At 75.0% G+C, this 14200-nt stretch carries 10 protein-coding genes, 1 tRNA gene and 1 riboswitch; of the genes, 7 read left to right on the top strand and 4 right to left on the bottom strand.

Going from position 1 to position 14200, the window contains the following annotated elements; all coding sequences use genetic code 11:
• Positions 1 to 32: 32 nt before the first annotated feature.
• On the bottom strand, positions 33 to 956 hold the full coding sequence (locus tag MOV08_RS22715) for a hypothetical protein (RefSeq protein WP_275308681.1): 924 nt from the start codon (positions 954 to 956) through the stop codon (positions 33 to 35).
• A 117-nt stretch (positions 957 to 1073) separates the two neighbouring features.
• Between MOV08_RS22715 and MOV08_RS22720 the strand changes: the two genes are divergently transcribed.
• The 5 genes from MOV08_RS22720 to MOV08_RS22740 all read left to right on the top strand — a co-directional run bounded on the left by MOV08_RS22720 (position 1074) and on the right by MOV08_RS22740 (position 8046).
• Positions 1074 to 3389, top strand: coding sequence for a DEAD/DEAH box helicase (locus MOV08_RS22720; RefSeq protein ID WP_275308682.1), 2316 nt, complete (start codon positions 1074 to 1076; stop codon positions 3387 to 3389).
• Positions 3390 to 3705: 316 nt separating this feature from the next.
• A tRNA-Lys gene (locus MOV08_RS22725) sits at positions 3706 to 3781 on the top strand.
• A gap of 434 nt (positions 3782 to 4215) precedes the next feature.
• Complete coding sequence (locus tag MOV08_RS22730) at positions 4216 to 5730, top strand: MFS transporter (RefSeq protein ID WP_275311855.1); 1515 nt, start codon at positions 4216 to 4218, stop codon at positions 5728 to 5730.
• Between the two features lie 112 nt (positions 5731 to 5842).
• Positions 5843 to 6718 (top strand): LysR family transcriptional regulator, encoded by an 876-nt coding sequence (locus MOV08_RS22735; RefSeq protein ID WP_275308683.1) that lies wholly within the window; start codon positions 5843 to 5845, stop codon positions 6716 to 6718.
• Between the two features lie 188 nt (positions 6719 to 6906).
• Positions 6907 to 8046 (top strand): PP2C family protein-serine/threonine phosphatase, encoded by a 1140-nt coding sequence (locus MOV08_RS22740; RefSeq protein ID WP_039635061.1) that lies wholly within the window; start codon positions 6907 to 6909, stop codon positions 8044 to 8046.
• Positions 8047 to 8172: 126 nt separating this feature from the next.
• On the opposite strand, the gene MOV08_RS22745 is transcribed toward MOV08_RS22740, so the two are convergent.
• The gene (locus tag MOV08_RS22745) at positions 8173 to 9291 is read right to left on the bottom strand and encodes a DUF2332 domain-containing protein (protein ID WP_275308684.1); all 1119 of its coding nucleotides are present in this window, start codon (positions 9289 to 9291) and stop codon (positions 8173 to 8175) included.
• A 423-nt stretch (positions 9292 to 9714) separates the two neighbouring features.
• Positions 9715 to 9861, top strand: a riboswitch (cyclic di-AMP (ydaO/yuaA leader).
• A gap of 11 nt (positions 9862 to 9872) precedes the next feature.
• On the opposite strand from MOV08_RS22745, the gene MOV08_RS22750 reads away from it, so the two are divergent.
• Both MOV08_RS22750 and MOV08_RS22755 read left to right on the top strand, forming a co-directional pair.
• Positions 9873 to 11264, top strand: coding sequence for a M23 family metallopeptidase (locus tag MOV08_RS22750; RefSeq protein WP_275308685.1), 1392 nt, complete (start codon positions 9873 to 9875; stop codon positions 11262 to 11264).
• A 121-nt stretch (positions 11265 to 11385) separates the two neighbouring features.
• The gene (locus MOV08_RS22755; protein WP_052286836.1) at positions 11386 to 12351 is read left to right on the top strand and encodes an aldo/keto reductase; all 966 of its coding nucleotides are present in this window, start codon (positions 11386 to 11388) and stop codon (positions 12349 to 12351) included.
• A gap of 81 nt (positions 12352 to 12432) precedes the next feature.
• Here MOV08_RS22755 and MOV08_RS22760 read toward each other — a convergent pair whose 3' ends face one another.
• Both MOV08_RS22760 and MOV08_RS22765 read right to left on the bottom strand, forming a co-directional pair.
• Positions 12433 to 12735: a hypothetical protein gene (locus MOV08_RS22760; protein ID WP_026247493.1), complete on the bottom strand. Its 303-nt coding sequence runs from the start codon at positions 12733 to 12735 to the stop codon at positions 12433 to 12435.
• Positions 12736 to 12819: 84 nt separating this feature from the next.
• A complete protein-coding gene (locus MOV08_RS22765) occupies positions 12820 to 14154 on the bottom strand; it encodes a PrsW family intramembrane metalloprotease (RefSeq protein WP_052286837.1) in 1335 nt (444 codons plus the stop codon).
• Positions 14155 to 14200: the final 46 nt, after the last annotated feature.

Consider the following 14200-nt stretch of genomic DNA (forward strand, 5'->3'; position numbering starts at 1 on the left):
GTCTGGGCGGGTGTGTCCGCCGCCGCGTGTCCTCAAGCGGGGGGCGGGAGTTGGGCAGGGCGTCGACGCCGTCCTTGCGCTCCGGATCCGGAGGTCCCGCCCGTGCACCCGATGCCCCCTCGCCCGTCGTCCGACGCCGACCCGACCACCGCCAGGGCGCCGGCGCCCCCGCCGCCCGTGCGCGCGAGGGCGCGGTTCGCGGTCGCGGCGGTGACCGTCTCCGCGCTGGCCGCCTCGCTGGCCGGCTGCATGAGTGTCAGTGACCCCGGGCATCCCGCGCCGTCGGGCAGCGTCGCTCGCCCCGGCGACGGGAAGGGGAAGGCCGCCCGCCCCGGTGGGTCGGCCGCCGACGGGCGGGGCAACGGCTCGCGGCGGACCGGCCACGGCGGGCCCGCGAGGCCGGCGGGCGGGGACGCCGGGACGGGCCGCGAGGGCGATGCCGGGGCGTCGCCGAGCGCGGTGCCGTCCGCGTCGGCCTCGGTGTCGAAGACGCCCCCGCCGGCCCGGCCGTCCGGCCCGCAGCCGGGGCCGGCCCATGGCGGGACCCCCGGCACGGACGGCCCGTCGGGGCCCGCGCAGCCCTCGCCGTCCCGACCCGGCCGCCCGTCGTCCCCGCCCAGCGCGCCGGGCTCCGGCTCGCCGAGCGCGCCGCCGAGCGGGCCGTCCGGCGGTTCCGCGTCGCCGAGCGGCGGTGTCCACGCGTCCGGCCCGTCGCCGCTTGTGCCGCAGGCCCCGCCGAAGTTCTCCCAGAAGTCGTCGGACGCCGCGCACGCGTCCGAGTCGGGGGCCGGGGTCTCCTCGCTGTCCTCACCGGTGTCGCCGCAGGTGGAGTGGGACGCCTGAGGGGTGGGCGGGCCGGGCGGGGAGGGGCGGTCGGGGGGAGCATTTGCTTTGCGGGGGGTGAGGTGCGTATGGTGGTAGATCGTTTGATCCCATTTGCCCGGCGCCCTGACCACAGCGCGCCGCGTGGCGCGTTCTCTCCCTTGCCGTGGCTGACCGCATTGAGGCGGTCTTTGTGAAATCACACGGAGTTGTGGGCGCGTGCCGAGACTCCGGAAGGTTTCGCATTTCGCATGTCCGTTTCCCCTGATCAGTCCGTCCTGCCCGCACACGACGAGCAGCCCGCGCAGCCGGTTTCCGAGGCTGTCGAGACCGTCGAGCCCGTCGAGGCGACCGCTGCGGCGGACGTCGTCGCCGAGGCCGACGTCGACACCGACACCGACCGCGCCGAGGACGCCGACGCCGACACCGTGACCTTCGCGGACCTCGGGCTGCCCGAGGGCGTCGTCCGCAAGCTCGCCCAGAACGGCGTCACCACCCCGTTCCCGATCCAGGCCGCGACCATCCCGGACGCGCTGGCCGGCAAGGACATCCTGGGCCGCGGCCGCACCGGCTCCGGCAAGACGCTCTCCTTCGGTCTGCCGACCCTGGCCCGCCTGGCCGACGGCCGCACCGAGAAGAAGAAGCCGCGCGCGGTCATCCTCACCCCGACCCGCGAGCTCGCGATGCAGGTCGCGGACGCCCTCCAGCCCTACGGCGACGTGCTCGGCCTGAAGATGAAGGTCGTCTGCGGCGGTACGTCCATGGGCAACCAGATCTACGCCCTGGAGCGCGGCGTCGACATCCTCGTCGCCACCCCGGGCCGGCTGCGCGACATCATCAACCGCGGCGCCTGCTCCCTGGAGGACGTCCAGGTCGCCGTCCTCGACGAGGCCGACCAGATGTCCGACCTGGGCTTCCTGCCCGAGGTCACCGAGCTGCTGGACCAGGTGCCCGACGGCGGCCAGCGGATGCTGTTCTCGGCCACGATGGAGAACGAGATCTCCACGCTGGTCAAGCGCTACCTGACCAACCCGGTCAGCCACGAGGTCGACAGCGCCCAGGGCAACGTCACGACCATGACCCACCACGTCCTCGTCGTGAAGCCGAAGGACAAGGCGCCGGTCACCGCCGCGATCGCCGCCCGCAAGGGCCGCACCATCATCTTCGTCCGCACCCAGCTGGGCGCCGAGCGGGTCGCCGAGCAGCTGATCGAGGCCGGTGTCACGGCCGACGCGCTGCACGGCGGCATGACGCAGGGCGCCCGCACCCGGGTCCTCGCGGACTTCAAGGACGGCTACCTCAACGCGCTGGTCGCCACCGACGTCGCCGCCCGCGGCATCCACGTCGACGGCATCGACCTGGTCCTGAACGTCGACCCGGCCGGTGACCACAAGGACTACCTGCACCGCTCGGGCCGCACCGCGCGCGCCGGCCAGTCCGGCACCGTCGTCTCGCTGTCGCTGCCGCACCAGCGCCGGCAGATCTTCCGCCTGATGGAGGACGCGGGCGTGGACGCCTCGCGCCACATCGTCGGCGGCGCCGGTGCCTTCGACGAGGAGCTGGCCCGGATCACCGGTGCGCGCTCGCTCACCGAGGTCCAGGCCGATTCGGCGAACAACACCGCCAAGCAGGCCGAGCGCGAGGTCGGCGTCCTGGCCAAGGAGCTGGAGCGGCTCCAGCGCCGCGCCGCCGAGCTGCGCGAGGAGGCCGACCGGCTGACCGCCCGGGCCGCCCGCGAGCGCGGCGAGGACCCGGCGGAGGCGCTGGCGGTGACCGCCCAGGCGGCCGCCGAGGCGGTGGCCGAGGCGGCGGCGGAGGCCACGGTGCCGGCGCAGGCCGGTTCGGGCGACCGCCGGCCGTACGAGCGCCGGGACGACCGTCGTGACGAGCGGCGCGGCGAGCGCCGGGACGAGCGTGGGAACTTCGAGCGCCGGGACCGTCGGGATGACCGTGGTGGTCGTTCCTTCGAGCGTCGTGACGAGCGCGGTGGCGAGCGTGGCGGGTTCGGTCGGGACCGTGACCGGGACCGTCGGGATGACCGTGGTGGTCGTTCCTTCGAGCGTCGTGACGAGCGCGGTGGCGAGCGTGGCGGGTTCGGTCGGGACCGTGACCGGGACCGTCGGGATGACCGTGGTGGTCGTTCCTTCGAGCGTCGTGACGAGCGCGGTGGCGACCGCGGTGGGTTCGGTCGGGACCGTGACCGGGACCGTCGTGACGACCGCTTCGGTGGCCGTTCCTTCGACCGCCGCGACGACCGTCGTGACGAGCGCGGCGACCGTGGCGGCGAGCGCGGTGGCGAGCGCGGCGGCTTCCACCGGGACCGCGGTGACCGTCCGAGCCGTCCGTTCGGCCGTGACGACCGCGGCGGGCGCCCCACCGGCGGCTACCGTTCCGGCGGCGGCGACCGTCCGTTCAACCGCGACGACCGCACCGGCGGCCGGCCGGTCTCCGGCTACCGTTCCGGCGGCGAGCGCCCGTACGGCCGGCGGGACGACCACCGCGGCTCCGGCAGCGCGTCCGGCTTCGGCCGCCGCGAGGACAAGCCGCGCTGGAAGCGCAACAGCTGATCCGGCGGTGGCCGGTCTCCTGACGGAGCGCCGCCCCTAGCCTGATGGCCTTCTCAGGGCCCGTACCGCACGGAAGTGCCGTACGGGCCCTGTGCGTTGGGGCGAGGGATACGGGGCCGCCGGCGCGCGTGTTGGCGCGTTGCGGGGCGCGTGCCGTACCGGGTGCGCGGTGATCGCGGGCGCCTCGTAGGGCCGCGAGGCACGGCCGTAGCTGCGGAATCGGGGCCGGCGGGGGACGGCCACGGCACGCCGTGGATCGGCCAGATCCCCCATGCCTTCGGGCTGCGGCGCGTCCTCGGGCTATGCTGCTCGGTGCGGGCCATTAGCTCAATTGGCAGAGCAGTGGACTTTTAATCCATTGGTTCAGGGTTCGAGCCCCTGATGGCCCACCAGATGGAGCACGTGTGGTGCTCCTGCCATACGAGGAGCGGCGCCCCGACCGGTACAGCGGTCGGGGCGCCGCTCGTTGTGCGTGCAGGGGGCGGGAGCGGTGCGCGGGCGGCGTGCGAGGTGGGCGACGTGTCGGGGTGGCGCCGCGGGGTGTGGGGGCGTCGCGCCGATTCATTCGGCGGGTGTATGAGTCGGGCGCGGCGGCTATTTGTCCGGGCGGGGCGCCGAATTTAGCGTCGCGGGTGACGGACGGGGGAAATGGCACGGGCGTCGCCCGTCGGCCCGAGGGGGAACCTTGACGATCGAGTGCGTGAATTCTGCCGAGTGCGCGGGCGACGGGAGAGAAGGGGGAGAAGCGAGAGAAGGGGGAGGGCGGCGCGCGCGGCCCGTCGGCAGAGGGGACGGGGCGGCCCGCCGATGGCGGGCATTCACCGGGCTGAGCATCATCAGTTTCCTGGGATGTATCGATCTCACCATCGTCAATACCGCGGCGCCGGCCGTTCAGCGGGACATGGGGGCCACGGTCACCGAGCTCCAGCTGATCGTCAACGTCTTCATCGTCGCGCTGTCGATGTTCATGGTGACCATGGGGCGGCTCGCGGACCGGTACGGGCGGCGGCGGGTGCTCTACATGGGGACCGCGGTCTTCGGCGTCACCTCTTTGGCGGCCGGGTTCGCCGGGGACGTACGGACGCTGATCCTGTGCCGCTTCGTCCAGGGGGCCGCCTGCGCCGTGCTCTACACCAGTACCGGCGCCCTGGTCTCGGACACCTTCCCGCCGCAGCAGCGCGGCAGGGCCATCGGGGCGCTCTACGGCGTCAACGGACTCGGCCTGGCGATCGGGCCGATGCTGGGCGGCCTCCTCGTCGGCTGGCTGGACTGGCGCTGGGTGTTCTGGCTGAACGTGCCGCTGACCGCCATCGGGTTGGCGGTGTGCTTTTCCGCGGTGCGGGAATCGCGGGAGCATTCCGCGGCGGCCGGAAAGCCGGACTGGCCGGGGCTGACGCTGATCAGCCTGGCACTGCCCGCACTCGTCCTCGCGCTGACGCTGGGCGACGCCTGGGGCTGGACCTCCGCGCGCATTCTGGGTCTGCTGGCCCTGGGAATCGCCGGTGTCGTCGCGTTCTGTGTCGTGGAACGGAAAGTGACGGCGCCGATCGTCGATTTCCGGCTGTTCGGGAACCGCACTTTCCTCGGTGCGCTCACCGCCGATTTCTCCCTCGCGTTCTTCTACTGCCTGGCGTTCTTCCTGATGCCGCTGTACCTGGTGTCGGTGCGGCACTACGGGAGCACCGCGAGCGGACTGATGCTGCTGCCGTGCACGGCGGTGATGGCGCTGCTGTCGCCGGTGGTGGGGCGGCTGGTGGACCGGTTCCCGCCGCGGCTGCTGCTCTGCGCGGGGTTCGTGGCGTTCGCCCTGTCGGCGGCGTTGCAGGCGCAGTTCACCCGGGACAGCCACGTCGCCTTCGTGGCGGCGGCGTTCGCGTTGATGGGCATCGGCTGGGCGTTCGTCCTCGGGCCGGCCACCGTGGCCGCGCTCTCGGCCGTACCGGAGCGGCTGGCGGGGACGGCGGTCGGCTCGTCGTGGACCTTCCACAACCTGGGCGGGGCGATCGGGCTGGCGGTGGGGATGGCGGTCTACCGCTGGTCGGCGCGGGACGCCCTGGACGCCGCGCTCGCCGCGCGCCACGTGCCGGGCGGGGAGTGGGCGGCGCGGGCCGTGGCCGATCCCGGGGCGGGGCCCGGGCTGTTGCGCGCGCACACCGGGTGGGACGGGCGCGACGTCGAGGCGCTCGCCGGCGACCTGTTCCTGCGGGGCAACCAGGCGGCGATGTGGCTGCTGTGCGGGGTGGCCGGGGCCGCGTTCCTGGCGATCGGGGCGGGGATGCGGGCGCGGCGCGGGACGCCGGGCGCGCCGGGCGCGAAGAGCGCGGACGCGGCGGCCGGTTGAGGCGCCGGGACGGGCCGGGACGGGGGCGTGGGGCCCTTCGGGGCGCGGCAGGGTCGGCCGGGGGCCGCCGGCCCCCGCCGGGCCGTCAGGGAGCCGACCTAGGATGTCGATCATGGCGATACCGGGCATCGAGCTGCACCACCTCCGCTGCTACCTGGCCCTCGCCGAGGAACGCCACTTCACCCGGGCGGCCGACCGCCTCGGTCTGTCGCAGCCCACGGTGAGCCGCACCATCCGCCGCCTGGAGGAGCTGCTCGGCTACCGCCTCCTGGAGCGCACCACCCGCCAGGTCGCGCTCACCGCGGCCGGCGAGCGGCTCTACGGCGAACTCCGCGGCCTGCTGCCCCGTTTGGAGGCCGCCCTCCTGCCGACACCGGAGGCGCCCGTCTTCCGCATCGGGTTCGCCTGGGGGTTTCCGGCCACGTGGCCGCAGGCCGCCATCGAGCGGTTCGAGGCGGAGACCGGTGTCGGGGCGCGGGTCCACCGGCGGGACGCGGCGCTGGCGGGGGTGGACAGCGGCGAGGTCGATGTGGCGATCCTGCGGGGGGACGTCGCCGTGCCGGGCCTGACGGCGGTGACGCTGCTGCACGAGCGGCGGATCGCGGCGGTCTCGGTGCGGTCCCCGCTCGCGGCGCGGGACGAGGTCGGCTGGCGCGAGCTGGCCCGTATGCCGCTGGTGCTGAACGAGACCGGCGGGCCGGCGGACGTGGCGGACTGGCCGGCGGGGGAACGGCCGGAGATCGCCGTCCGGTGCGGGAACTTCGACGAGTGGCTGGAGGCGGTGGCCGGGAACCGGGGCGTCGGTGTCGTACCGGAGTCCATCGGCCGGCAACGGGTGCACCCGTTCCTCTCCTTCGTGCCGATCCCCGACGCGCCCCTGATGCCGCTGCAACTGGTCTTCCCGCGGCACAACGGGCATCCGCTGACCCGGCGCTTCCTCGCCCATGCGCGCGCCACGGTCCGGCAGTGCGAGGGCGGGGGCAGGTAGGGGTCAGGTGGGGGCAGGGGGCCCGTAGGTGGGGCCCGTAGGGGGTGGGGTGGCCCCAGCCCGGTCCTACCCCGTTCGGCTCAGGAGGACTCGCCGACCGGCGTCGCCCCGGCAAGCCTTGAAGCGGCGAGGCCCCGGGCCCCGTTCCGGGCGCCACCGGGCGGCGGAGTGGGAAGAGGCCGGTGCGGATGGTGCGAGGCGGCGAGAACCGCACGGGCGAGGCGGAACGACGGGCGCGCCACGCCCGGATGTCCCCGCTCGGCCGCCGGCTCGCGCGCTGGCTCCCCGCCGCCCTGATCGTCGTCGGCGTGCTCTTCGACCTGGTCACGCCGCCCGTGTACACCGCGGCCCCGTTCCTCGTCGCCGCCCCCTTGGTCGCCGCCCCGCTGTTCTCCCTGTGGGCCACCGCCGGCATGGCGCTGGCAGCCATCGTCGCCGAGGTCCTGCTCGCCACGTTCCACGGCGCCCCGGACTACCAGCAGTCGGTGACCGAGTCGAGCACGGTCGTCGTGGTGGCGCTGCTCGCGCTCGCCACCAACCGGGTCGTGCGGGTGAGCGACGCCCGGCTGGCCTCCGTACGGGACGTCTCGGAGGCCGCCCAACAGGCCCTCCTGCCGGCGCCGCCCGCCCGGCTGGCCGGATTCGGGATCGCCGCGCGCTACGTGGGCGCCCGGGCCGGCGCCCGTATCGGCGGCGATCTGTACGCCGTCCAGGACACCCCGCACGGCGTCCGGATGATCGTCGGCGATGTGCGGGGCAAGGGCCTGGAGGCGGTGGAGTCCGCGGTGGTCGTCATCGGCGCCTTCCGGGAGGCGGCCGAGCAGGAGGCCACCCTGGAGGCGGTCGCGGAGCGGCTGGAACGGGCGCTCAGACGGGAGGGCAGGCGCCGCGCCGGCCTCGATGAACAGGAGGGCTTCGCCACGGCCGTCCTGGCGGAGATCCCCGCCGAGGACCCGTCCGTGCTCCGGGTCCTCAACCACGGCCACCCGCCCCCTCTGCTGCTCACCCCGGACGGCGGCCTCCGGGAGCTGGCCCCGTCCGTCGCCGCGCTGCCGCTGGGCCTGGGCGACCTGGGGGCCCGGCCGGGCCGTTCGGACGCGACGTTCTTCCCGGCCGGGGCGCTGCTGCTGCTGTTCACCGACGGGGTGACCGAGGCCCGCGACCGGGACGGGCGGTTCTACGACCCGTGCGCCCGGTTGCGCGGCAGCCTGTTCAGCGGGCCCGACGACCTGTTGGACGTGGTGGTCGAGGACGTCGCCCGGCACACGGGCGGGGGGCCCGCGGACGACATGGCGCTGCTGGCGGTCCAGCGGCCCCTGGACGGGTAGGCCGGCGCCGCGGGCCGCCCGGCCGCCGGCCGCCGCCCGCCGCCCGCCGGCCGCCGCCCGCCGCCCGCCGCCCGCCGCCCGCCGCCCGCCGCCCGCCGCCCGCCGCCGGGCGACCGGGCGGGCGCGCTACGACAGCGCGGAAGGGAGCCAGTGCACGCTGCGGCCGTGCGGGTCGGTCAGCGCGACCGGGCGCTCGTCCAGGGCGAGGGTCAGCAGCGGCGTGTCCGCCGCCCCCGGGGAGCGGTGCTCCGGCGCCGTGATCCACGGCAGCACGCTGTGGTGCTCCTGGGAGATCCAGTGGCCCCCGCCGTCCCGTTCGGCGAGCAGCGACCGGACGAGCCGGGCGAACTCCTCGCGCCGGGCGGGCGGAAGGTGGTTCAGCGCCGCGCTGTGGAACACCACCAGCGTCGCCCCGGACGGTACTTGGGCGGCCAGCGCCGGCAGCTCGTCGAGCAGGTCGCCGCGCACGACGGTGGGGCGGGGCGCGGTCCGCGCCGCCTCCACGGCCGCCGAGAGCCGCGCCGCACGGGCCTCGTCACCGGGCCAGACGAGGGCGCGCAGCCACCGCAGGTCGTCCGCCTCCCCGAAGGGGTCGAGCGGCGCCGGGTCGATGCCGCCGCGCCAGACGACCTCGGGCAGGGCGCCGGGCAGCGCCGCCGCGCCACCCTCGCCATCGGGCGCGAACCCGCTCGCGCGGCAGGTGAACGTGACCGGGCTGTCCGCGGCACCCGGGCCGTCCATCGCGCGGCCGTCCTCCTGGACGTACTGGTAGCGGTACCGGTCCGGGTAGAGGCACAGCCCCGCCGGCGTCCCGACTTCCAGGAGGGCCAGTGGCTGCGGCATACGGGCCAGCAGCGGCAGCAGGGTGGCGCACCGGGCCGGTTCGTCGGTCCGGGCGGAGCGGCGCATGATCACCGAGCGGACCTCGTCCCAGTGCCGGATCGTCCACTCGCGCCAGCGCCCGTATGCCGCCGCGCCGCGCGGCCCCCATTCCGCGTGCGGACCGTCGAGCTGGCGCACCGCGGCGAGCAGGAGGTCCGGCTGCTGCTTGTGGCCGGCCGGCAGCGAAGCCGCGAGCAGTTCGCAGAGCTCGTCGTCGTGGCTGATCCGGGCGGACAGCTCCTCGTGGGCGTCGGACCGTCCCCGGGCCTGTTGCCGGGAGAACTCCCAGTACCGGACCGCCATTTCCTGCGGGGTGCTGACCGTGTTCCCGGCGTTTCCGGTGTTCGCGACGTTGACGACCATGGGGCGACGTTACCGTCCTCACTCTCCGTGATCGACGTGCGTCCCTCCGCATAACGAGTGGCGCACAATCGTCGCGAGATCGTTTGGCGGTGTGGCGCCAACTCGCCCAGGTTGCGGACGAATTGGTAGCGAACGTCCCTGCCGCGGGCCCCTAGGGGGAGCCTGCGGAACCCCCGCGGATTCAAGGGAACGCTTGGATTTCCCTCGTCGTCTCTATTACTGTCCGATAACGGAGCGCGGTCGTCCCAGCCGTCGCCAATGGCGGCACCGTGCGCCGACGCCGAATCCCGCACGCGCTGTTCCCGCATGCCCAGAACGTCTCCGAGTCACCCGCCCGAGCCGGCTGTTCGCACGACCCGACCCGTGTCCTCGACCCGCGTCGAGTCGCCCGGATCAACCGGTTTCGAGGGGCCCCGACGGATCCGCCTGGAATTGCCGGGAATTGAGTAGAGGGAACCGGGGAACCACCCTCTTGGGGTGAATCGGGCGCCTCTCGCCAAGCGGTGCCCGTAGGAGACCTTCCTGCTCCGAACCCGTCAGCTAACCCGGTAGGCGAGAAGGAAGGAAAGGAGTGCGCCCCCGTGGCGTCCAACAGGCCCACCCCACATGGCCCGTCCACCTACGGCCTCGGTGGCCCCGCCGACTTCAGTGGCGCGGTCGGCTTCGGTGCCCCCGTCGGTCCGGCCGGTCCCTCCGGGGCCGCCGCTCCCGTCCAGCCGGCCCAAGTCCCGCCGATCGCCGGCGGGTTGAGGGAAGGGCGGTCGCCCCAGGAGCCGTTCTCCCGCGACCTCTCCCACGGCCAGGCGCCCCCGGCTTCCCAGACGGCCCAGAGCTCGCCGCCGCACCACTGGTCGGCACAGGGCGCGCTGCCCGGTGACGCGCCGTCCCCCGGCCCCGAAGGCGGGGGCGAGGCCCGCGGCGAAGGCGACGGGACCGGCGACGAGTGGCTCCCGGCCGACGAGCCGAGCGACGACGACGGGCCGCTCCGCGCGATCCGCGGCAAGCACCGGGTGGCCAGAGCGCGCAGCGGCGGTCTCGCGCGCGGCGGCACGGCACTGGGCGTCGGCGTGATCGCGGCGGTCGGCGCGAGCGGGGTGGCCGCGGCCCAGGGCCGGCCGCCGGTGCCGATATCGATGCCCGACCCCGGCGGGGCGGCCGACGGCGACGGCACGGGCCAGGAGACCGGCACGGCGCTCGCCGCCTCCGCCGGCCCCTCCGTCGCCCCCTCCCGGACCGGCACCGCCCCCGACGAGGCCGCCCAGGACGCCCGACCCGCGGGCGCGGCCGAGGCGCTGCGCAACCGCATCCTCCAGCAGGCTGACGTCCAGCAGGCCGACGCCCCTCAGACCGACGCCCCACAGGACGCCGCGGAGCCGGAGGCCGGTACGGCCGCCGAGCACGCCGCCGCCCCGCAGGCGGACCAGGGCGCGCCCGGGCAGCAGGGGGCGGCGAAACAGGCCGGCGCCGCCGAGGAGCGCACGGAGGCCGCGCCTCCGGCGGCGCAGGGGACCGCACCCCGGGCGGCGGCGGCCGACGCCCCGGCCCCACCGGCGGCCGACCACCGCGCCCACCCGACGCGGACCTTCGTCGCGCCGGTCTCCTCGTACACCCTCGCCGCCGGCTTCGGGCAGTCCGACGACCGCTGGGCCGCGGACCACACCGGACAGGACTTCACGGCCCCAACGGGCACGCTGGTCAAGGCGGTTCACGACGGGACCATCACCCAGGCGGGCTGGGCCGGCGGGTACGGCTACCGCATCGTCCTCACCCTCGACGACGGCACGCAGCTCTGGTTCTGCCACCTGTCCTCGATGGTCAAGACGACGGGCAGGGTCCACACGGGCGACGTGATCGGCCGGGTCGGCGCCACCGGGAACGCCACCGGTCCGCATCTCCACCTGGAGGTCCGCCCGGACGCCGGCGCACCGACGGACCCGGTGTCCTGGCTGCGCGACCGCGGGACCGCCGTCTGACGGACCGGCCGGCCGCCCACGCCCCGTGGGCGGCCGACGGGACCGATCGGGCCCCGGACCCCGGCCCCCGGACGGACGCCGAACGAGGAATAACTCCCCACGTCCTGACGTTGTAACGGGCATGACCGTGACACACGCCCAAGGCTCCGCCCCCACCCCGAAGTCGCTCGGTTCGCTGTCCGTCTCCACCCTCTGCCTCGGCGGCAACGTCTTCGGCTGGACCGCCGACGAAGCCGAGTCCTTCGCCGTTCTCGACGCCTACGTGGCCGGCGGCGGCAACTTCATCGACACCGCCGACGTCTACTCGGCATGGGTGCCGGGCAACAAGGGCGGCGAGTCCGAAACCGTCCTCGGCAACTGGCTCGCGGCCCGCGGCAACCGCGACGACGTCGTGATCGCCACCAAGGTCGGCGCCCACCCCGACCACAAGGGCCTGTCCGCCGCCACCATCAAGACCGCCGTGGACCTCTCGCTGTCCCGGCTGCGCACGGACCACATCGACCTCTACTACACCCACTACGACGACGAGTCCGTCGAGGTGGGCGAGTTCCTGACCGCCCTCGACGACCTCGTCAAGGCGGGCAAGGTCCGCGAGATCGCCGCGTCCAACATCTCGGCCCGGCGCCTCCAGGAGTCGCTGGACTTTTCCGACCGCGAGGGCGTGGCCCGCTACGTGGCCCTCCAGCCGCACTACAACCTCGTCTCCCGCGACACCTACGAGGGCGAACTCGCCGACGTGGCCGCCCGCAACGGCGTCGCCGCCGTCCCGTACTACGCGCTCGCCTCCGGCTTCCTGACCGGCAAGTACCGCCCGGGCGCCAGTGTCGACAGCGCCCGCTCGGAGAAGGCCGCCGGCTACCTCGCGACCGACCGCGGCCGCCGCGTCCTGGAGGCCCTCGACACCGTCGCCGCGGCCCACGGCGCCGAGCCGACCACCATCGCCCTCGCCTGGCTCGCCGCCCGGCCCACCGTCGCGGCCCCCATCGCCAGCGCGCGCACGGTGTCCCAGCTCCCTGCCCTGCTGGCCGTCAACGAACTCGTCCTCACCGACGCCGAGATGTCCCTCCTCACGGAGGCATCGGCCTGACGCGGCACGGCGGTGCGGGGCCCGCACAGGCCCCCGCGCCGCCGGCCGCCGTCGGTCGCGCGGACCCGGCCCGGCGGCGCCTCAGCCGCGTCGGTCCGCCACCGCCCACGAGGCCAGGGCGACGCCGCCGGCCACCGCGAACACCGAAGGCCACGCCCCGATCTTCTTGGCCAGCGGGTGCGACCCCGCGAACGCCGCCACATAGGCACCGCTCAGCGCGGCGGCCGCCTTCGTGCCGGCCTTCTGCTGCCAGCCCCTGGCCGCCACCGCCCCGGCGGCGGCCAGCGCGACGCCGCCCAACGGCCGCTTCTTGGTCCACCGGGCCACGCCGTAACCGCCCACCAGGCCCGTGGCCGCCACCACGCTCGTCGGTATCCCAGCCATCGCAGAATCCTCCCTTTCACGGACAACTCCCACGAGCCTACGCGCGCCCGCATCCCGCGCGCGGAGCACGGTCGAGGGGACGGTTCAGCGCGCGGCGCCGGGCGGCGGCGCGGCTTCGTGCGGCGGGGCCGGGGCCGGGTGGCGCGCCGCCCCGGCCGGACCGGGGCCCGCCGCCCCGCCCGCCCACGCCTGGAGCAGCGCCGGGCCCGCCCACGGCCGGTAGTGCCACAGGCGCTCCAGCAGTTCGCGTTCCCGGGCGGCGAAGTCCGGCGGCGGGCCCGTCAGATGGGCCCGGCGGCGGTGGAAGGACAGGGCGGTGGCCAGCGCCGCGTAGGCGGTGACGGCGCGGGCGGCGGCCGGGCCGTGGGTGCGGCGGGCGATGTCGCGGGCCAGCGCGCGGGTCCGCAGCGAGGCGAGGGCGGTGGGCTCCGGTGGGGCGAGCCAGCCGGTGGCGGTGTACGGGGCGAGGTAGTCGCGGACCGAGCGCAGTTCCTGCCGCCGGGCCCACAGCGCCAGCCAGGTCAGGACCAGCAGCACCGGGACCATGAACGCGCCGTAGACGGTGAGGAAGCCGGCGTCGCTGAGGTCGGAGGCGGCGTTCCAGATGCCGTGCAGCAGGACCGCGGTCGCCAGGCCGAAGAGGATGAGCGCGGCGCGGGCGCCGCGGCGCCGCGGATAGCGGGTCGCGGCGATCCCGAACGACAGCCCGGTGAGGATCGTGAAGAGCGGGTGCGCGAACGGGGAGACCACGATCCGCACGAAGAAGGTGCCGGCGGTGAGGGAGCTCAGACCGGTGTGCCCCAAGGACTGGTCCTCGCCGAAGGCGCTGCCCAGATAGAGGATGTTCTCGGTGAAGGCGAAGCCGGTCGCGGTGATCCCGGCGATCACGATGCCGTCCGTGATGCCGTCGAAGTCACGGCGGCGGAAGCGGTAGAGCAGCACGATGGCGGCGGCCTTCATCACCTCCTCGACGATCGGGGCGATGACCGTCGAGCCCCATGCCTGGGCCTCGGTCGGCGACGTGGAGGCGACGTTGTTGGCCAGCCAGTCGGTGGCGAAGCCGTTGGCCAGGACCGCGACCAAGGTGGCCGCGCACGCCCCCCAGGCGAAGGCGAACGCCAGATTCCGCCAGGGCTCGGGCTCGATCCGGTCCAGCCAGCAGAAGGCCGCGATCAGCAGGGGCACCGGGAAGACGGCCAGTCCGACGCCGACGAGGAGACCCTCGGTGCCGGTCTGCCGCCGGACGATGCCGAGGATGAGCACGCCGGAGAGCGCCAGCAGCGCGGCCAGCGCGATGGCCCGGACGGTCTTGCTGTGCCAGGGCGCGGACCAGCGCCGGGGCCCGCGGTGGGCCTCGGCGGGTGTGTACGGCGGCGGGCCGGCTGGGTGCTCGGGGAGCGGCGGCAAGGACGGGTACACCCATCGACCCTAACGAGGGCGGGACAGTGCGGGCATGCGGGTTTGT

Source organism: Streptomyces yunnanensis, assembly GCF_029011865.1.
In the GTDB taxonomy this organism is placed as follows: Bacteria; Actinomycetota; Actinomycetes; order Streptomycetales; family Streptomycetaceae; genus Streptomyces; species Streptomyces yunnanensis.